Origin of the sequence: Bordetella ansorpii (genome assembly GCF_900078705.1) — a bacterium.
GTDB classification, from domain to species: Bacteria; Pseudomonadota; Gammaproteobacteria; order Burkholderiales; family Burkholderiaceae_B; genus Bordetella; species Bordetella ansorpii_A.
The window spans coordinates 40,771-58,840 of the sequence record NZ_FKIF01000008.1 but is presented as its reverse complement, the minus strand read 5'-3'; the positions used below and the strand labels follow the sequence as shown (position 1 = coordinate 58,840).

Sequence of the window (18,070 nt, the reverse complement as noted above, 5' to 3'; positions counted from 1 at the left end):
ATGCCGCCAGGAGATCTCCCATGCATCTGCACATTCTTGGTATTTGCGGCACGTTCATGGGCGGGCTGGCGCTGATCGCGCGCGCGGCCGGCCACAAGGTCACCGGCTGCGACGCCGGTGTCTATCCCCCCATGAGCACCCAACTGTCCGAACAGGGCATCGAACTGATCGAGGGCTTCGGCGCGGATCAACTGGCGCTCGCGCCCGACCTGTTCGTGATCGGCAACGTCGTCAGCCGCGGCAATCCGCTGATGGAAGCCATCCTGGACAGCGGCGCGCGCTACGTGTCCGGCCCGCAGTGGCTGGGCGACCACGTCCTGCCGGGCCAGCACGTGCTGGCCGTGGCGGGCACGCATGGCAAGACCACCACCAGCTCGATGCTGGCGTGGATCCTCGAAGCCAGCGACCGCCGCCCCAATTTCCTGATCGGCGGCATCGCCCCCGACCTGGAAGTGTCGGCACGCTTCGATCCCCGGGTGGACACCTTCGTCATCGAAGCCGACGAATACGACACGGCTTTCTTCGACAAGCGGTCGAAATTCGTGCACTACCGCCCGCGCACCGCCATCCTGAACAACCTGGAATACGATCACGCGGACATCTTCCCGGATCTGGCGGCCATCGAAACGCAATTCCATCACCTGGTGCGCACCATTCCCGCCAGCGGCCGCATCGTCGTGCCCGCCGGCAGCGAGGCGCTGGACCGTGTGCTGGCGCGCGGATGCTGGTCGGAAACGGTACGCTTCGGCGCAGAGGGGGCCTGGCGGGCCGGCCCGGCCGACGCAAACGGCGCCTTCGCCGTGCTGCGCGATGGGCAGGATAGCGGCACGGTGCGCTGGACGCTGGGCGGCGAGCACAACCGCATGAACGCCCTGGCCGCGCTGGCGGCCGCCGAGCATGCCGGCCTGCCCGCCGCCGACGGCATCGCGGCGCTGTCGCGCTTCGGCGGCGTGAAGCGCCGCATGGAGCTGCGCGGCACGGCCAACGGCGTGAAGGTGTATGACGATTTCGCGCATCACCCCACCGCCATCGCCACCACGCTGGACGGCCTGCGCCGCCAAGTGGGCCAGGCGCGCATCCTGGCGGTGCTGGAGCCGCGCTCGAACACCATGAAGCTGGGCACCATGGCCGAACGCCTGCCGGCTTCGCTGCAACAGGCCGATCTGGTGTTCTGCTTCGGCGCCAAGCAGGGCAAGCAGGCGCTGGGCTGGGACCCGGCGGTGGTGCTGGCCCCACTGGGCGAGCGCGCCAGCGGCTTCGACGACCTGGACGCCCTGGTGGCGGCCGTGGTGTCGTCGGCCCGCCCTGGCGACCACGTGGTCGTGATGAGCAACGGCGGCTTCGGTGGCGTGCACGGCAAGCTGCTGGACGCCCTGGCCCGATGAGCGCCCCCGCCATGCACGGCCACGCCATCCTCTACCTGCACGGCTTCCGATCGGCCCCTTCTTCATTCAAGGCGCGCCTGATGGCGCAGGAGATGGCGGCGCGCGGCCTGGCACAGTCCTGGGCCTGCCCGCAATTGCCGGCCAGCCCGCGCGAGGCCGGCGACCTGATCCTGGAGATCGCCAACCGGCAATTGCAGGGCCTGGCCAGCTCCCGCCACCTGACCGTGGTGGGCTCGTCGCTGGGCGGCTACTACGCCACCTGGCTGGCCGAGCGCCTGGATTGCCGGGCGGTGCTGCTGAACCCCGCGGTGCACGCGGCGCGCGACCTGGCCACGCAGGTGGGCGAGCATCGCATGTATCATTCGGACGCGCCGTTCGTGTTCCTGCCGCAGTACGTGCAGGAACTGGCGGACATGGAGGTTCCCGTCCTCAGCCACCTCGAGCGTTATTTCCTCGTGGCCGCCACCGGCGACGAAGTGCTCGACTGGCGCGAAATGCGCGACCGTTTTGCCGGTTGCCGGCAGCGTATCATCCAGGGCAGCGACCATGGCCTGTCCGATTTTGCGCAGTGGCAGCCCGAGGTGCTGGATTTCGCGCTGGGCGCCTCCACATCAAACTGAGAACCCGCTGTTTCCGGCTGGCCGCACCGCCCGCCGGCGGCGCGCCTGACGGCGCCAGATGGATCGATCGCAAATATGTACGTGTTTTATGAAGATGACGGCGGCTTCAAGGCGGCCAGCATCATGTCCGAAGCGGATTCCACCCTCCAGGTAGAGGCCGAGTCCGGCAAGCGAAGCAAGATCAAGCGCAACAGCACGCTGTTCACCTTTGCCGCCCCGGCGCCCTCGGCGCTGATGGAGCAGGCCACGGCCGCGGCCGAGGACATCGATCTGCAGTTCCTCTGGGAATGCGCGCCGCAGGAAGAATTCGACGCCCCGTCGCTGGGCGCCGATTATTTCGGCCATGCCCCCACCCCGGTCGAGCACGCCACGCTGCTGATGCGCCTGCACAGCGCGCCGGCGTATTTCCACCGGCGCGGCACCGGCCGTTACCGCCCCGCCCCGCCCGACATCCTGGCGGCCGCGCTGGCGGCGCTCGAAAAAAAGCGCCTGCAGGCCGAACAGCAACAGCAATGGGTCGATGAAATGGCCGCGGGCAAGCTGCCCGAGGTCATCGCCCAGGCCGCCGAGTCGCTGCTGGTGCGCCCCGACAAGAACACGCAGGCGTGGAAGGCGCTGGACGCCGCCTGCGCCCGTCTGCACAAGACGCCGGACCGCCTGCTGCTGGAACTGGGGGCCTGGCCCCATGCCCTGGCGCTGCTCAAGCGCCGCTTCCTGGCGGTGCATTTCCCGCGGGGCACGGGCTTCCCCGACCTGGAAGTGCCGGCCATCGAGCGCGAGCTGCCGCTGTCCGAGGCCGAGATCTATTCGGTGGACGACGTCACCACGACCGAGATCGACGACGCGCTGTCCGTGACCGAACTGCCCGAAGGCCGGGTGCGCGTGGGCGTGCACGTGGCCGCGCCGGGCCTGTCCGTCACCCGCGACAGCGAACTCGACAAGCTGGCGCGGGCGCGCCTGTCCACGGTGTACATGCCCGGCGACAAGATCCCGATGCAGCCCGACAGCGTGATCCAGGCGTTCTCGCTGGACGCGGGCCGCGCGGTGCCCGCGCTGTCGCTGTACGTGACGGCCGACACCGCCACCGGCGAGATCTTCGAATCCGAAACGCGCCTGGAGCGCATCGTGGTGCGCGAGAACCTGCGCCACAACCAGCTGGACACGCAGGTCACCGAGGCCGCGCTGGACGACCCGCAGGCCGAGCTGCCCTACGCGCACTGGCTGCGGCCGCTGTGGCGCATGGCCCAGGCCCTGTCGGCCAAGCGCGACGAGGCGCGCGGCAAGCCCGAGAACCACTCGCGCGTCGAGTACAGCTTCTATCTGGACGGCAACCCCGACGATCCGGACACCCCGGTGCGCCTGGTGCCGCGCCAGCGCAATGCGCCGCTGGACCGCATGGTGGCCGAGTACATGATCCTGGCCAACAACCTGTGGGGCGGCCTGCTGAACCAGCACGGCGTGCCGGGCATCTACCGCTCGCAACAGGCCGGCCGCGTCCGCATGAGCACCCAGGCCCTGCCGCACGAGGCCATCGGCGTGCCCCAGTACGCCTGGTGCACCTCGCCGCTGCGCCGCTATGTCGACCTGGTCAACCAGTGGCAACTGATCTCGGCCGTGGACAACGGCGTGTCGGCGCGCCTGGTGGCGCCCTTCAAGCCGCGCGATGCCGACCTGTTCGCCATCATCGGCGCCTTCGATGCCCAGTACGCCGCGTGGGCCGAGTTCCAGGGCTCGATGGAACGCTACTGGTGCCTGCGCTGGATCGAGCAACAGGGCCTGACCCGCGTGACGGCGCACGTGCTGCGCGACGACCTGGTGCGCCTGGCCAATGCGCCGCTGGTCACCAAGGTGGGCGGCATGCCCGAACTGGAACGCGGCACGGCGGTGGAGATCGACATCCTGGGCCGCGACGAACTGGCGCTGGAACTGGATTGCCGGTACGTGGGGCCGGCGGCCTGAGGGGCCGTTGCCCGGGGGGACGGCGTAAGGGCGGCAATCTAGCCCTAAAATGGCCAGGTGCAATCGTCTGCCCCCCCTTCCTCTTCCGGCCGCGTCCGGCAGTGGCCGAGCGCCCCGGCCCGGCATTACCTGCTGGTCGGCGTGGCGATCTCCCTGCTGGTGCATGCCGCCGTGCTGGCCTGGCGTTTCGGGCCGGGCGCCTCCGCGCGCGCGCCCGTCCAGTCGCTTGAAGTGGTGCTGGTCAATGCCAAGACCGAAACCGCCCCCGTGCATGCCCAGGCGCTGGCCCAGCAGCAGATCGACGGCGGCGGCGAAGCCGCGCGCGGCATTGCCCAGTCCCCGCTGCCGCGCACCGGCGAGTCGGCCCAGACCATCGTGCTGCAAGCCATGCGCCAGCGCCAGTTGCAACTGGAAGCCGAGCAGAACCGGCTGCTGACCCAGCTGGAATCGCCGCAACGCACCGGCGCCGAACGCCAGGCCGTGCATCCCTGGCCCGACGCCCCCGAGTCCGGCGACGACACCGCGCAACAGCCCGGCGTCATCCAGAACGCCCGCATCGCCGCGCTGTCCGAACGCATCCGGGAATACAATTCCCGGCCACGCCGCGCCTATGTGGCGCCGTCGGCGGCTCAGTCGCGCTACGCCGCCTATCTCGACGGCTGGAGCCGCCGCATCGAGTCGGTCGGCACCCAGCACTATCCCGAGGACGCGCGCGGCCGGATCTACGGCACGCTGCGCATCACGGTGACCGTGCGCGCCGATGGCAGCCTGGCCGGCTTCGACATCGACCAGCCGTCGCCGCACGCCGTGCTGAACCAGGCGGCGCGCCGCATCGTGCAGATGGCCGCCCCCTTTGCCCCCTTCCCCCCCGAATTGGCGCGCGATATCGACGAACTGGTCATCACCCGCACCTGGCATTTCGTCAACGACACGCTGGAGACCGCTGGACCATGAGCCTGCCCCGCTATGCCGTGATCGGCAATCCCATCGCCCACAGCCGGTCGCCACAGATCCACGCGATGTTCTCGGCGCAGACCGGCCGGCCGCTTCAGTACGAGCGCCTGCTGGCGCCGCTGGATGGCTTCGCCCCCACGGTGCAGGCCTTTCGCGAGGCCGCCGGCCTGGGGCTGAACGTCACTGTGCCGTTCAAGCAGGAAGCGCGGGCGCTGGTCGCCGACCGCCTGTCGACCCGCGCGCGGCTGGCGGGCGCGGTCAATACGCTCTGGCTCGCGGACGGCGCCTGGCATGGCGACAACACCGACGGCGTGGGCCTGGTCAGCGACCTGGCCCGGCTTGGCGTCGACCTGCGTGACGCTCGCGTGCTGCTGGTCGGCGCGGGCGGCGCCGCGCGGGGCGTGCTGCAACCGCTGGCAGAGGCCGGCTGCGCGCGCATCCACATCGTGAACCGCACCGCCTCCAGGGCCGCCGAACTGGCACGGGTCTGGGCCGCCGCCGCCCTGCCCGGCCCCACGCGCGTCAGCGCGGGCGGGCTGGACGAGGCCGCCACGCCTGGCGGCTGGAACGTGGTCATCAACGCCACCGCCAGCGGCCTGCAGGATGCCGCGCCACGACTGCCCGGCGGTCTGTACGCCGCCGGCGCCATGGCCTACGACATGGTGTACGGCTCGCGCCCCACCCCCTTCATGCGGCAGGCCGAGGCCGACGGCGCCGCGCGCCGCGCCGATGGCCTGGGCATGCTGGTCGGCCAGGCGGCCGAGAGCTTCCACCTCTGGCACGGCGTGCGTCCAGATCCGTCCCCGGCACTGGTCACGCTGCGCGCCGCGCTGCTGGCGGAGGCCTGAGGCCATGGCACGCGGCCGCCGTCCCGCGCGGCGCATGTCCGGATGGCGCATGGCGACGATGGCCGCCATGGCGATCATCTCGCTGCTGCTGCTGTACCAGCTGTGGATGTTCTGCATGGTGGTCTGGTATGCCTACCAGCCTCCCGGCAGCAGCGCGGTGATGCGCCAGGAGCTGTCACGGCTGCGCGAGAGCGACCCCGATTTCAAGCTGAAATACGAATGGGTGCCCTACGACAGGATCAGCGAATCCCTCAAGCGCGCGGTGGTCGCCTCGGAAGACGCCAATTTCGTCGAGCACGACGGCGTCGAGTGGGAAGCCATCCGCAAGGCCTATGAGTACAACCAGCGCCAGGAAGAATTGGGCCGGGCCAGGCGCCGCGGCGGCTCGACCATCACGCAGCAACTGGCCAAGAACCTGTTCCTGTCCGGCTCGCGGACCTACCTGCGCAAGGGCCAGGAACTGGTGCTGACCTACATGATCGAAAACGTCATGCCGAAGCAGCGCATCCTCGAGCTGTACCTGAACGTGGCCGAATGGGGCACGGGCGTGTTCGGCGCCGAGGCGGCGGCGCGGCATTACTACAACACCAGCGCGAACGGACTGGGCGCCTACCAGGCCGCGAAATTGGCGGCGATGCTGCCCAATCCCCGCTATTACGACAAACATCGCAGCACCGGCTACCTGAATTCCCGAGCCTCCACCATCTCCGCGCGCATGCGGCAGGCGGAAATCCCCTGACGACGGGTCGCCCCGCGGCCGCCGCCGCGCGCAGATTTGTTAAGCTTGACGTTTAGACGTCCCATCCTGTTCGATCCCCCCAATGCGTACCGCCCGCCGCTATCTGGCACGCGAGATCTATCGCTCCTGCGCAGTGGTCCTGCTGGCCCTGCTGGGACTGTTCACGTTCTTCGCGCTGGTCGACGATCTGGACAACGTCGGCAAGACCTTCACCATGCTTGCCCTGTTCTACATGCAGGGCCTGGCGTTGCCCACGCGCCTGTACGATCTGCTGCCCATCGGGCTGCTGATCGGCGCCATCCTGGCCCTCGCGGGCCTGGCGCAGCGCAACGAGCTGGTCATCCTGCGCGTCTCCGGCGTCAGCGGCATGCGCCTGCTGGGCACGCTGTGGCTGATCACCGTGCCGGTGATGGTGGGCGCGCTGCTGCTGTCCGAATTCGTCACCCCTGAAGCCGAAATCCGTACCGGCGAAGCCAACCTCATGCTGCGCGGCAAGGCCGGCGGCGGCCGGCTGTCCAGCGGCTACTGGTTCAAGGAACCCACCCGCGAGGGCGGCACCCGCATCATCAACATCCAGAAACTGATGGCCAGCGGCCAGGTCGGCGACGTGATGCTGTACGAATTCAAGAAAGACCTCGAACTCACCGCCACCTGGCAGGCCGCCTCCGGCACGCTGGGCAACGGCAGCCTGACCCTGACCGACGTGGTGCAGACGCGCCTCGACCCCAAGGCCCCCGAGGCCCTGGCCAATGCCCGCCCGCCGGAACAACCGCCCGCGCAGGTCACCAGGCTGCCCGAGCTCACGCTGGACACCACCCTCAGCCCCGAGCGCCTGCTGGCGCGCGTGCTGACGCCCGAACGCATGTCCATCGTCACCCTGCTGGACTACATCGATTACCTGCACAACAACCAGTTGCAGGCCGACCGGCAGATCGTCGCGCTGTGGCGCAAGGCGGTCTATCCGTTCACGCTGCTGGTCATGATCACTATCGCCGCTCCGATCAGCTTCATGCAGACCCGGCGCGGCGGCGTGGGCGCCAAGGTGTTCATCGGCATCCTGCTGGGCGTGGGCTTCTTCATGCTCAACCAGTTGGCGCTCAACGTCGGCATGCTCAGCCGCTGGCCGCCCTGGCTGACGGCGTTGGGTCCGAACGTGGCCGCCCTGTTGCTGGCCTTCGGTTCCCTTACCCTGATGGAATACCGGCATGTGGTGGGCCAACTGGTCGAACGCCGCTGGCCGTGGAGAAGAGTGCCCGCATGAAAGGCAGCATCTGGATGATCGGCGACGTGCAGGGATGCTGCGAGCCGTTGGACGAACTGCTGGCGCACCCGGACCTGGCGGAAGATCCCGACGCCCGGTTCTGGTTTGCCGGCGACCTGATCAACCGTGGCCCGCAGTCGCTGGCCTCCCTGCGCCGCATCAAGTCGCTGGAAGACCGCAGCATCGCGGTGCTGGGCAACCACGACCTGCATCTGCTGGCGGCGGCGGCGGGCGTGCGCAAGCCATCCAAGTCGGACACGCTGGACGAGATCCTGAACGCGCCCGACGCGGATGAACTGATCGACTGGCTGCGCTTGCGCCCCCTGGCCCACTTCGAACACGACCACCTGCTGGTGCATGCCGGCGTGCTGGCCAAGTGGGACGTGGCCAAGACCCTGTCGCTGGCCGCCGAAGTGCAGGAAGCGCTGCGCGGCGACAACTGGCAGAAGTCGCTGCAGAAGATGTACGGCAACGAGCCCGTGGCCTGGAAGGAAGACCACACCGGCGGCAAGCGCCTGCGCGTCATCATCAACGCGCTGACCCGCATCCGTTTGTGCACGCAGCAGGGCCACATGGAATTCGCCACCAAGGTCGCGCCCGGCGCCTGGCCCAACGGCCTGATTCCCTGGTTCGACGTGCCCAAGCGCGCCACGCGCGACGTCACCGTGGTGTTCGGCCACTGGTCCACCCTGGGCCTGCTGATGCGCGACGACGTCATCTGCCTGGATTCCGGCTGCATCTGGGGCGGCGCCCTCAGCGCCGTGCGCCTGCAGGACCGCAAGCTGGTGCAGATCCGGTGCTCGCAGTTCCGCGACCCGATGGGCAAATAGGCGGACAGGCGCCCGCCTGCCACGAGGCCGCCCGCGCCGTTCACGCCATGCGCCGGGAGACAGTCTCCTAGTCGCCCGCCGCGCCCAGCGGCCCCAGATCCAGGCCTGCAAACTTGTCCGCCAGCGTCGGCACCGACCGCGCCGGCCAGATCGCGCTGAGATCGAAGCCGGGCAGCCCTTGCCCGTCGCGCACCTCGCAGAACCGCACGCCGCGGAAATCCAGCGCGCGGATCCAACTGGGCAACAGCGCCACGCCGCAGCCTCCGGCCACACAGGCCAGCACCGTCAACGTGCGGTTGGCCTGCTGCGACACCTCCGTCTCCAGCCCGGCGCGGCGCATGGCGTCCAGGATGCCCGCATACAGCACCGGCAACTGGTTCTGCGGATACAGCACCAGCCCCGCGCTGGCGATCTGCGCCAGCGACACCTTGCCGTCCGGGCCGGTCTCGAACTCATCGGGAATGGCCGCCACCAGCCGGTCGCGCAGCAGCAGCCGCTCGCGCATGCGGCCGCCCACGGCCACGGGCGTATGCATCAGTCCGATGTCGATCTCGCCAGCCTGCAGCGCCTCGGCCTGCTCGGCGTTGCTCATCTCCCGCAGCACCACCTTCACGCCCGGCGCCTGCTTGCGCAGCGCCCGCAGCGCGCGCGGCAGCATCTCGAACAGCGCGGAAGACACCAGCCCCACCGTGAGCTGGCCCGCGCTGCCCTGCGCGATCAGCCGCGCGTGGCGCGCGGCGGCGTCGATGCGCGCCACGCTGACGCGCACGTCTTCCAGGATGGCCAGCGCCGCCGCCGTGGGCTGCGCGCCGCGCCGCGAACGCGCGAACAGGGCAACGCCCAGTTCCTTTTCCATGCGCACCAATGACTGGCTGAGCGCGGGCTGCGCCATGCCCAGCCAGGCCGCCGCGCGGCTGACGCTGCCGTGGTCCACCACCGCCAGAAAATGCCGCAGATGCCGGGTTTCCATATTGAACCGATATGAATAAATAAGACGGTGAATATAGAACGATATGGAAAGGCTTCATAGAATCCCGCCCTATAACCACACGGCGCCATGCCGTGCCCGATACGGAGACAGTCTTGCCCCAGGCAACCGGCACAAGCCCGCCCGCCGCGGTCGATACCCACGCGCATGTGTTCGAACGCGGCCTGCCGCTGGCGCGGCAGCGCCGCTACGCACCCGACTACGACGCCCCCCTCGATCAGTACCTGGCGCTGCTCGACGCCAATGGCCTGCGCCACGGCGTGCTGGTGCAGCCCAGCTTCCTGGGCACCGACAACGGCTACATGGTGCGGGCGCTGGAGCAGGCGGCCGGCCGCCTGCGCGGCGTCGCCGTGGTCGATACGCAATTCAGCGAAGATCAGTTGCGCGCGCTGGCGCGCGCCGGCGTGGTGGGCATGCGCCTGAACCTGATGGGCCTGCCCGATCCCGACTTCGCCCAGCCCGCCTGGCGCACCCTGCTGGAACGCGCCAACGCGCTGGACTGGCACGTGGAAGTGCATGCGCAGGCCGCGCGCCTGTCCACCCTGCTGCCCGCGCTGCTGGAAAGGGGCTGCCGCGTGGTGGTCGACCATTTCGGCCGCCCCGAACGCCTCGACGACCTGCGCGCTCTGCTGGCCCATGCCGGCACGGGCCGGGTGTGGGTGAAGCTGTCGGCGCCCTACCGCAATTGGCCGGACGCCAGCAGCCGGGCCTCCAGCCGCGAGGCCGCGCGCCTGCTGCTGGCGGCCTATGGCGCCGACCGCCTGATGTGGGGCAGCGACTGGCCCCACACCGAACACCGCGACCGCGCGGACCATGCCTCCAGCCTGGCCTGGCTGGAGGCATGGCTGGACGACCCCGCCGACCGGCGCGGGGTGCTGTCCACCACCCCGCTTTACCTATTCCAATTCCAAGGAGAAGACGCATGAAGACCCTTTTCACCCTGAGCCGCCTGGCGCTTGCCGGCGCGGCGGCGCTGCTGTCTTTGGCGGCAACTGGCACCGCGGCGGCCGCCTGGCCCGAGCGCCCCATCACCATGGTGGTGACCTATCCGCCCGGCGGCACCGTGGACGTGGTGGCGCGCCTGATCGGCCCCAAGCTGGCCGACAAGCTGGGCCAGCCCGTGGTGATCGAGAACCGCGGCGGCGCCGGCGGCATGATCGGCGGCGCCTATGCCGCCAAGGCCAAGCCCGACGGCTACACGCTGATGCTGGACGCCTCCAACCACGCCCAGAATCCGGCGCTGCATGCCAGGATGCAGTTCGACACCCTGGCCGACTTCGCGCCCGTGTCGCTGCTGCTGCGCGTGCCCAACGTGCTGGTGGTCACCCCGTCGTACGGCGTGCAGTCGGTGGCCGACCTGGTGCGCCTGGGCAAGGACAAGAGCCAGCACGTGTACTTCGCGTCGGCCGGCCCCGGTTCGGCGCAGCACCTGGCCGGTGAGCTGTTCAACCTGCGGGCCGGCACGCATCTGGTGCACGTGGCCTACAAGGGCGGCGGTCCGGCCATGGTGGACGTGATGGCGGGCCAGGTGCCGGTGATGTTCGCCAGCCTGGGGTCCTCGTGGTCGCACATCAAGAACGGCAAGCTGCGCGCGGTCGCCGTGGGCGGCGCGACACGTTCGCCGGCCGTGCCCGACCTGCCCACCATTGCCGAGTCCGGCGTGCCGGGCTACGAAAGCTACGAATGGAACGCGGTCTTCGCCCCGGCCGGCACGCCCGCCGCCGTCGTCGACCAGGTGTCGAAGGCGCTGGCGCAAGTGCTGAAGGAGCCCGAGGTGGCGCGTACGCTGGCCGGCATCGGCGCCGAGGTCATCGGCTCCACGCCGGCCGAGCTGGACACCTTCCGCCGCGGCGAGATCGCCAAGTGGCAGAAGGTGGTGAAGGACGCGAAGATCACGCTGGAGTGATCGACCCGCGGTACGCGGCGCCGGCGGTTCGCGCCGGCCGCGATCATGGGCGGGATGGCCACCTGGCGGGATTCGGCCGCGATGCCGTCAATACCTCATTGTGAATGAGGTTTCCCGCAGGCCAACGCGGATCGCGGCGCGGCCTGGCAGAATGCTGCCATCGCCATTCGAACTACAATGCCGACCTGCAAAGCGACTCCGTGTTGCCATAACAGGAACGCCAAAGTGGACATCGAAGAACTGCGCACATTCGTGGAAGTGGCCGATTCGGGTGGGGTGTCTCCCGCCGCGCGCCGGCTGGGCGTGGCCAAGTCCATCGTCAGCCGCCGGCTGTCGCGGCTGGAAGCGGAACTGGGCGTTCAACTGCTGGCGCGCACCACCCGCGGCGCGGCCCTGACCGAAGCCGGATCCACCTTCCGGGACCATGCGGCCCGGGTATGCGCCGAGATCGACACGGCCAGGGACGCGGTCATGCCCGCCGGGGAGCTGTGCGGACGCCTGCGGATCGCCGCGCCGCTGTCCTTCGGGCCGACCCACCTGGCCGCGGTGCTGGCGGACATGGCGCTGCGCCATCCGCAACTGCACATCGACACCTCGTACACGGACCGCTTCGTCGATCTCATCGCGGAAGGGTATGACTGCGCGATACGGATCGGCTACCTGCCGGACTCCAACCTGCTGGCCCGGCGCGTCGGTCCCATCTATGGAAAGCTCGTGGCCAGCCCGGACTACATCGCGGCGCACGGCGCGCCGGAAACGCCAGAAGAGCTCGCGGGGCATCAGGTCCTGATGCAGGGCACGGAAGCATGGCAATACCTGGACGGCGGCAAGATCCATACCATCCGTCCGCAGGGACGCTTCAAGGCCGACAACGGCACGGCGCTCGTCGCCGCGGCGGTGGCGGGACTGGGGATCGCGCGGGCGCCCGATGGGCTGACCGACGCCTACGTCGCCTCGGGCGCGCTGGTGCCGGTCATGACGAACTACCCGCCGCCGCCGGCCGGCGTGTATGTGGTCCGTCCGCCCGGCCAGCATCCGTCACGGAAGATACGGGTGCTGACCGAGCGGCTGATCGCGTATTTCGCAGAGGCCGAACCCGCGCCGGCGGGCCGTTGAATCAGAGCTGGCCGCCGATGGCGTCGCGCGCCAGGCGCGACAGTTCCAGGCGCGTCGGCGGCTCGCCGTCCTCGCCCTGGGCCGGCAGCACCGGCAGGAATACCAGCTCGACCGCCAGGCCGGTGGTGCCCAGCACGCGCCACATGTTGGCCACCAGCGTTTCCTCGCCCACGAACGAGGCGTAGCCGCTGCGCTGGCCGTGGTGCAGGAAGCGCATCGCCACGGGCTGGATGGCCACGCCGGACTGGCGGGCGGGCTCGAACAGGCTGGCATGGAAGGGACGCAGGGCGAAGCCTTCGCTGGTCGTGCCTTCGGGGAACAGGCCGACGGCGTCGCCGCGTTCGAAGCACTTGTGGATGGCCTGGCCCATGTCGTGCACCGCATGCCGCTGGTTGCGGTCGATGAACAGCGTGCCGGCGCCCTGGGCCAGCCAGCCGACCAGCGGCCAGGAACGGATCTCGGCCTTGGCCACGAACGAGGTGGCCCGCACCGCGTTGACCACGAAGATGTCGATCCAGGACACGTGGTTCGCCACCCACAGCACCGCGCCCTTGTAGCGCGGCTCGCCGCGTATGGCCAGGCGGATGCCGCAGGCGCGCAGCAGCAGGCGCGCCCAGGTGCGGTTCAGCCAAAGGCGCACGCGCGCATCCAGCGGCAGCCAGGGATAGACCAGGGTGACGCACAACAGGGCGAAGAGGATCAGCGGCAGCACCAGGGCCAGCCGGACGGTGAAACGCAGCAGGTTCAACGCATGGTCTCCGGAAACGGGCCCCGGGCGCTGTACGCGCGGTCAGGGGCGGGCAGCATCATACTCGCGAACCGGCGACAGGCAATCCCGCGCTGGGCGGATCGGCGCCTGCGGATCGGGCGTCGTCGCCCGAAGCGCTGGCCGCCGAGACGGCTGTTTCGGGGTCGCCCGCCGCGGGACCGCCCGCCGCGGGATCGCCCGCCGCGGACAGCGTGTCCAGGTAGCGCTGCAGGATGACGGCCGCGGCCACGGCGTCGTCGGGCGCATTCGTGCCCAGCAGTTGCTGGGCCTCCATGCTGGAACCCCGCTCGTCGACCAGGACGACCGGCAGGCCGAACCGGCCATGCAACTGATTGGCGAAGCGCCGGCAGCGCGCGGTGGCAGGCTGTTCGCCGCCGTCGCAGGCCAGCGCCAGCCCGACCACCACGCGTTGCGGTTGCCATTCGCGCAGCAGTTCGGCGATGCGGCCGAAGCGGGCATCGCGCGTCTCGGAAAAGATGATTTCCAGCGGCCGGGCCTGGCGCGTCAGCGTGTTGCCGATGGCGATGCCCAGCTTTTTCTCGCCGAAGTCGAATCCCAGCAGGGTTTCGTCAGGCATGGCCCGCTTCACCCGCCAGCATGATGGGATCGATGCCCAGCAGCTTCAGCGCGGCCGGATAGCGGTCGTCGGGCGGCACGTCGAAAATGATGCGCGAGTCCGCGCCGACGTTGAGCCAGGCGTTTTGCGACATCTCGCGTTCGAGCTGGCCCGCGCCCCAGCCCGCATAGCCCAGCGTGACCAGCATGCGGGCCGGGCCATTGCCGTCCGCCACGGCCTGCAGCACGTCGCGCGAGGTGGTCAGGGCCAGTTCGCCCAGCTTGATGCTGGAGGTGTATTCGCCGGCCGGCGCATGCAGCACGAAGCCGCGATCGGTTTGCACCGGGCCGCCGAAAAAGACGATGTCGTCGCGGGTGGGCGCGATTTCCAGCGTGAGTTCGATGCGTTCGAACAGCGTGCCCAGCGTCAGGTCGGTGGGCCGGTTGATGACCAGGCCCAAGGCGCCGCGCGGGGTGTGCTCGCAGACATAGATGACCGTGCCGGCCAAACTGCCTTCGACCATGCCAGGCATCGCCATCAGGAACTGGTTGGAGAAATCGGCGCAGGATCCGGCGCTCTTGCGGTCTCCGTCGGGATGCTGCGTGTCGGTCATGACGGCCCTCGTTGATGCGGTTTGCCGTTATAGCGGATCCGACGGAGCGGAGCCGTCAGATTTCCATCAGTTCAAAATCTTCCTTGCGTGCGCCGCATTCGGGACAGACCCAGTTGGGAGGTACGTCTTCCCACTTGGTGCCCGGCGCAATGCCCTCTTCCGGCAAGCCTGCCTCTTCATCGTAGACCCAACCGCAAATCAGACACATCCAGGTACGCATGGTTTTCTCGTGCTTGGCGCCGCCCTCTCCGATCCGCCCTTCGGACCGGCGGCGCGACGCATCCATTAGAATGGGGACATCTTACCGAAAACCCAATGGGGGCTGCCCGAAAAACCCGGTTGCGGGACCGGCCAGCCCAGTCCGTATCGCTCTTATTCCCGTGTCAGTGGCTCCCGTCCTCCCTCCCCTTGTGCTTCTCATGGGCCCGGTCGATCCGTCCGGCACCGATGGCCTGCCCGCCGACGCCGTCACCTGCGCCCGCCTGCACTGCCACGGCCTGGCCGCCGCGACGGCGCTCACCGTCCAGGATACCGCCGGCATCGAAGAGATCCATCCCGTATCGGCCGACCTGCTGGACGACCAGGCCCGCTGCCTTCTGGAAGACATGTCCGTGCAGGCCATCAAGGTCGGCGGCCTGTACTCCACCGAAGCGGCCAGCGTGGCCGCCCAGATCGCGGCCGACTACAGCCAGGTGCCGCTGGTGCTGCACCTGGGCCCGAGCGGCCCGCTGCCCGACGATGCCGCCGCCCAGGACGACGCCGAGGACCTGCTGTCGGCCACCCTGGAACTGCTGCTGCCGCAGGCCAATCTGGTGGTGGTCGAACACATGCGCCTGATGCATTGGCAATCGGACGGCACCATCGACACTTCCGGCGCGCCCAGCCCGGCCCACGCCCTGCTGTCGGGCGGCGCGCAATGGGCGCTGGTGCTGGCCGCCCCGCTGCGCCCCGGCCACTTCGCCAATACTCTCGTCGGCCCAGAAGGCGAGACCGCGTCGTGGCCCTGGCAGGCGCCGCCCGACCGCAATGCCGACACCGGCGGCGTGGCCGCCACGGCCGCCGCCGCCTTCCTGGCCCAGGGCCTGCCGATGATGCGCGCCGTCGAGCTGGCGCTGGTTCACGCCGAGCAGACCCTCGGCGCCAGCTTCCTGCCCGGCATGGGCCGCCGCATTCCCAACCGGCTGGGCGACGGACAATGACGCGCCCGGCTCCTTCATTCCGGCAGAGGACACCGCGATGACCGTCCTGCGATTCCCCCGAGGACTGTACGGCGTCACGCCCGAATGGGACGACACCGACCGCCTGCTGCTGGCCGTGCAGCAAGCCGCCGCCGGCGGCATGCGCACGCTGCAGCTGCGCCGCAAGGACGTGCCCGACGCCGCGCGCGCCGCCCAGGCGCGCGCGCTGGCGCCGCTGTGCCGCGAGCTGGGCGTGGTGCTGATGATCAACGACCACTGGCGCCTGGCGCTCGAGGTGGGCGCCGACGGCGTGCACCTGGGCCGCGACGACGGCGACCTGGCCGAAGTGCGCCGCCTGGCGCCGGATCTCATCGTCGGCGCGTCCTGCTACGACGAACTCGACCGCGCCCGGCGCCAGATGGATGCCGGCGCCGATTACATCGCCTTCGGCGCGGTGTTCCCCTCGCCCACCAAGCCGCAGGCCGTGCATGCGCCGCTGGCGCTGCTGGGCCAGGCCCGCGAGCTGACCGGACAGCAGCCCCGCCCCCGCCCCGCCGTCGTGGCCATCGGCGGCATCACGCCGCAGAACGCCCTGCTGGCGGTCCAGGCCGGCGCCGACGCCATCGCCGTCATCACCGGCCTCTTCGAGGCCCCCGACATCGCAGCGGCCGCGCGAGCCTGCGCGGCGCCCTACGCCCCCGCCTCCCGCCCTCCGGCGGCAACCGAATAAGCCTCTGCCCATGTCCCGTAACGCCGAACTCTTCGAACGCGCCTGCCTGAGCATTCCCGGCGGCGTCAACTCGCCCGTGCGCGCCTTCCGCTCCGTGGGCGGCACGCCGCGCTTCATCGCGCGCGCGCAGGGCCCGCACGTGTGGGACGCCGATGGCGCCCGCTACATCGACTACGTCGGCTCGTGGGGCCCGGCCATCCTGGGCCATGCCCACCCCGAAGTGGTCAAGGCCGTCCAGGAGGCCGCCGTGCACGGCCTGTCGTTCGGCGCCCCGACCGAGGCCGAGGTCGAACTGGCCGAACTGCTGATCCAGCGCCTGCCCTCGCTCGAGCAGGTGCGCCTGGTCAGCTCGGGCACCGAAGCGACCATGTCGGCCATCCGCCTGGCGCGCGGCGCCACCGGACGCGCCAAGATCGTCAAGTTCGAGGGCTGCTACCACGGCCACTCCGACAGTCTGCTGGTCAAGGCCGGCTCGGGCCTGCTGACCTTCGGCAATCCCAGCTCGGCCGGCGTGCCGCCCGAATTCGTGGCGCACACGCTCACCCTGGAATACAACAACCTGCAGGCCGTGCAGGCGGCGTTCGACGAACACGGCGCGGACATCGCCTGCGTGATCGTCGAGCCGGTGGCCGGCAACATGAACCTGATCAAGCCCGCGCCCGGCTTCCTGGAAGGCCTGCGCGAGGTGTGCACGCGCAGCGGCGCCGTGCTGATCTTCGACGAAGTGATGACCGGCTTCCGCGTGGGTCCGCAGGGCGTGCAGGGCCTGACGGGCGTGCGCCCCGACCTGACCACGCTGGCCAAAGTGATCGGCGGCGGCATGCCGGTGGGCGCCTTCGGCGGCAGTGCCGAACTGATGAAGCATATCGCCCCGCTGGGCGGCGTCTACCAGGCGGGGACGCTGTCGGGCAATCCCGTGGCCGTGGCGGCCGGGCTGGCCACGCTGCGCCTGATCGGCGCGCCCGGTTTCCACGAGCACCTGTCCGCACAGACGCGCAAGCTGGCCGAAGGCCTGCAGGCCCGCGCCCGCGCCGCCGGCCTGGCGTTCTGCGCGGATGCCATCGGCGGCATGTTCGGCATCTATTTCGGCGACAAGGTGCCCACCTCGTTCGCCGAGGTCTCGGCCTGCGACGCGGCGGCGTTCAAACAATTTTTCCACCTCATGCTCGAAGCGGGCGTACACTTCGCTCCTTCCGCGTTCGAGGCCGGCTTCGTTTCCGCCACGCATGACGACGCCACCATCCAGGCCACCCTGGACGCGGCGGAACTGGCTTTCGCGGCCATGACCCGCTGAACGCCCACGCCAGACGACAGCGCCACGCTTCATGTCTTGGCCGGCCCCCGGCGGGGCCGCTCGGGCTTCGGCGGTGAAATGGCGCCAAAAATCGTCCACCCGATGGACGTTTCAGGAGGCATGTCCCCTATTACCGCTGTCTTGCTTGTTTTTTGAGTGAAATCAGCAAGATAGGGGAACTTTTCCTGCATGCTCCCTATCACGCGACACCGATCTTCGCGTAATATGTCTTGATATTTCTATTTATTACTGCTCCCGATAAAGGCTGCGCGCCCTTTGGTGCGCGCATGAGCCAGCCGCATCCGTTCTGAAAGAAAGGACCTC

General features: G+C 69.5%; 18 protein-coding genes and 1 pseudogene. 14 read left to right on the top strand and 5 right to left on the bottom strand.

Going from position 1 to position 18,070, the window contains the following annotated elements; translation table 11 throughout:
* The first annotated feature begins 20 nt into the window (after positions 1-20).
* From mpl to A6745_RS20820, 8 genes are all read left to right on the top strand, one after another.
* Complete coding sequence (gene mpl, locus A6745_RS20855) at positions 21-1,385, top strand: UDP-N-acetylmuramate:L-alanyl-gamma-D-glutamyl-meso-diaminopimelate ligase (protein ID WP_066131557.1); 1,365 nt, start codon at positions 21-23, stop codon at positions 1,383-1,385.
* Positions 1,382-2,005, top strand: a complete 624-nt coding sequence (locus A6745_RS20850; RefSeq protein ID WP_066131555.1) for a YqiA/YcfP family alpha/beta fold hydrolase — start codon at positions 1,382-1,384, stop codon at positions 2,003-2,005. Before mpl ends, A6745_RS20850 begins: the two co-directional genes overlap by 4 nt.
* A 75-nt stretch (positions 2,006-2,080) precedes the next feature.
* Complete coding sequence (locus tag A6745_RS20845) at positions 2,081-3,964, top strand: ribonuclease catalytic domain-containing protein (RefSeq protein ID WP_066131552.1); 1,884 nt, start codon at positions 2,081-2,083, stop codon at positions 3,962-3,964.
* 57 nt (positions 3,965-4,021) lie between these two features.
* Positions 4,022-4,918: an energy transducer TonB family protein gene (locus tag A6745_RS20840; protein WP_066131551.1), complete on the top strand. Its 897-nt coding sequence runs from the start codon at positions 4,022-4,024 to the stop codon at positions 4,916-4,918.
* Positions 4,915-5,766 (top strand): shikimate dehydrogenase, encoded by an 852-nt coding sequence (aroE, locus tag A6745_RS20835; RefSeq protein ID WP_066131549.1) that lies wholly within the window; start codon positions 4,915-4,917, stop codon positions 5,764-5,766. Before A6745_RS20840 ends, aroE begins: the two co-directional genes overlap by 4 nt.
* Positions 5,767-5,800: 34 nt before the next feature.
* Entirely contained in the window at positions 5,801-6,505 is a 705-nt protein-coding gene (mtgA, locus tag A6745_RS20830; RefSeq protein WP_407922745.1) for a monofunctional biosynthetic peptidoglycan transglycosylase, read from the top strand.
* Between the two features lie 82 nt (positions 6,506-6,587).
* A complete protein-coding gene (lptG, locus tag A6745_RS20825) occupies positions 6,588-7,766 on the top strand; it encodes an LPS export ABC transporter permease LptG (protein WP_066131546.1) in 1,179 nt (392 codons plus the stop codon).
* A complete protein-coding gene (locus A6745_RS20820) occupies positions 7,763-8,596 on the top strand; it encodes a symmetrical bis(5'-nucleosyl)-tetraphosphatase (protein WP_066131545.1) in 834 nt (277 codons plus the stop codon). Before lptG ends, A6745_RS20820 begins: the two co-directional genes overlap by 4 nt.
* A gap of 67 nt (positions 8,597-8,663) precedes the next feature.
* Here A6745_RS20820 and A6745_RS20815 read toward each other — a convergent pair whose 3' ends face one another.
* Positions 8,664-9,566 (bottom strand): LysR family transcriptional regulator, encoded by a 903-nt coding sequence (locus A6745_RS20815; protein WP_066131544.1) that lies wholly within the window; start codon positions 9,564-9,566, stop codon positions 8,664-8,666.
* Between the two features lie 113 nt (positions 9,567-9,679).
* Between A6745_RS20815 and A6745_RS20810 the strand changes: the two genes are divergently transcribed.
* The 3 genes from A6745_RS20810 (at position 9,680) to A6745_RS20800 (ending at position 12,606) form a co-directional block, all read left to right on the top strand.
* Complete coding sequence (locus A6745_RS20810; protein ID WP_066131543.1) at positions 9,680-10,510, top strand: amidohydrolase family protein; 831 nt, start codon at positions 9,680-9,682, stop codon at positions 10,508-10,510.
* Complete coding sequence (locus A6745_RS20805; protein ID WP_066131542.1) at positions 10,507-11,490, top strand: tripartite tricarboxylate transporter substrate binding protein; 984 nt, start codon at positions 10,507-10,509, stop codon at positions 11,488-11,490. The genes A6745_RS20810 and A6745_RS20805 overlap by 4 nt, the downstream gene beginning before the upstream one ends.
* Positions 11,491-11,715: 225 nt before the next feature.
* Positions 11,716-12,606, top strand: a complete 891-nt coding sequence (locus A6745_RS20800) for a LysR family transcriptional regulator (RefSeq protein ID WP_066131540.1) — start codon at positions 11,716-11,718, stop codon at positions 12,604-12,606.
* A 1-nt stretch (position 12,607) separates the two neighbouring features.
* Here A6745_RS20800 and A6745_RS20795 read toward each other — a convergent pair whose 3' ends face one another.
* From A6745_RS20795 to A6745_RS20780, 4 genes and pseudogenes are all read right to left on the bottom strand, one after another.
* Positions 12,608-13,354 (bottom strand): lysophospholipid acyltransferase family protein, encoded by a 747-nt coding sequence (locus A6745_RS20795; protein ID WP_066131538.1) that lies wholly within the window; start codon positions 13,352-13,354, stop codon positions 12,608-12,610.
* 208 nt (positions 13,355-13,562) lie between these two features.
* Positions 13,563-13,952: pseudogene (ruvX, locus tag A6745_RS20790) on the bottom strand (Holliday junction resolvase RuvX); the annotation flags it as partial.
* Positions 13,945-14,544 carry a YqgE/AlgH family protein gene (locus A6745_RS20785; protein ID WP_066131536.1) on the bottom strand — a complete coding sequence of 200 codons (600 nt, stop codon included), beginning with the start codon at positions 14,542-14,544 and terminating at the stop codon, positions 13,945-13,947. The gene A6745_RS20785 and the pseudogene ruvX, both read right to left, overlap by 8 nt.
* 55 nt (positions 14,545-14,599) lie before the next feature.
* Positions 14,600-14,764: a rubredoxin gene (locus A6745_RS20780; protein ID WP_066132292.1), complete on the bottom strand. Its 165-nt coding sequence runs from the start codon at positions 14,762-14,764 to the stop codon at positions 14,600-14,602.
* A gap of 199 nt (positions 14,765-14,963) precedes the next feature.
* Between A6745_RS20780 and A6745_RS20775 the strand changes: the two genes are divergently transcribed.
* From A6745_RS20775 to hemL, 3 genes are read left to right on the top strand one after another with little or no spacing between them, the layout of a single operon-like run.
* Positions 14,964-15,743, top strand: coding sequence for a bifunctional hydroxymethylpyrimidine kinase/phosphomethylpyrimidine kinase (locus tag A6745_RS20775; RefSeq protein ID WP_066131534.1), 780 nt, complete (start codon positions 14,964-14,966; stop codon positions 15,741-15,743).
* 37 nt (positions 15,744-15,780) lie between these two features.
* On the top strand, positions 15,781-16,452 hold the full coding sequence (gene thiE / locus A6745_RS20770) for a thiamine phosphate synthase (RefSeq protein ID WP_066131532.1): 672 nt from the start codon (positions 15,781-15,783) through the stop codon (positions 16,450-16,452).
* 10 nt (positions 16,453-16,462) lie between these two features.
* Entirely contained in the window at positions 16,463-17,746 is a 1,284-nt protein-coding gene (hemL, locus tag A6745_RS20765) for a glutamate-1-semialdehyde 2,1-aminomutase (RefSeq protein ID WP_066131530.1), read from the top strand.
* The last annotated feature ends 324 nt before the right edge of the window (positions 17,747-18,070 follow it).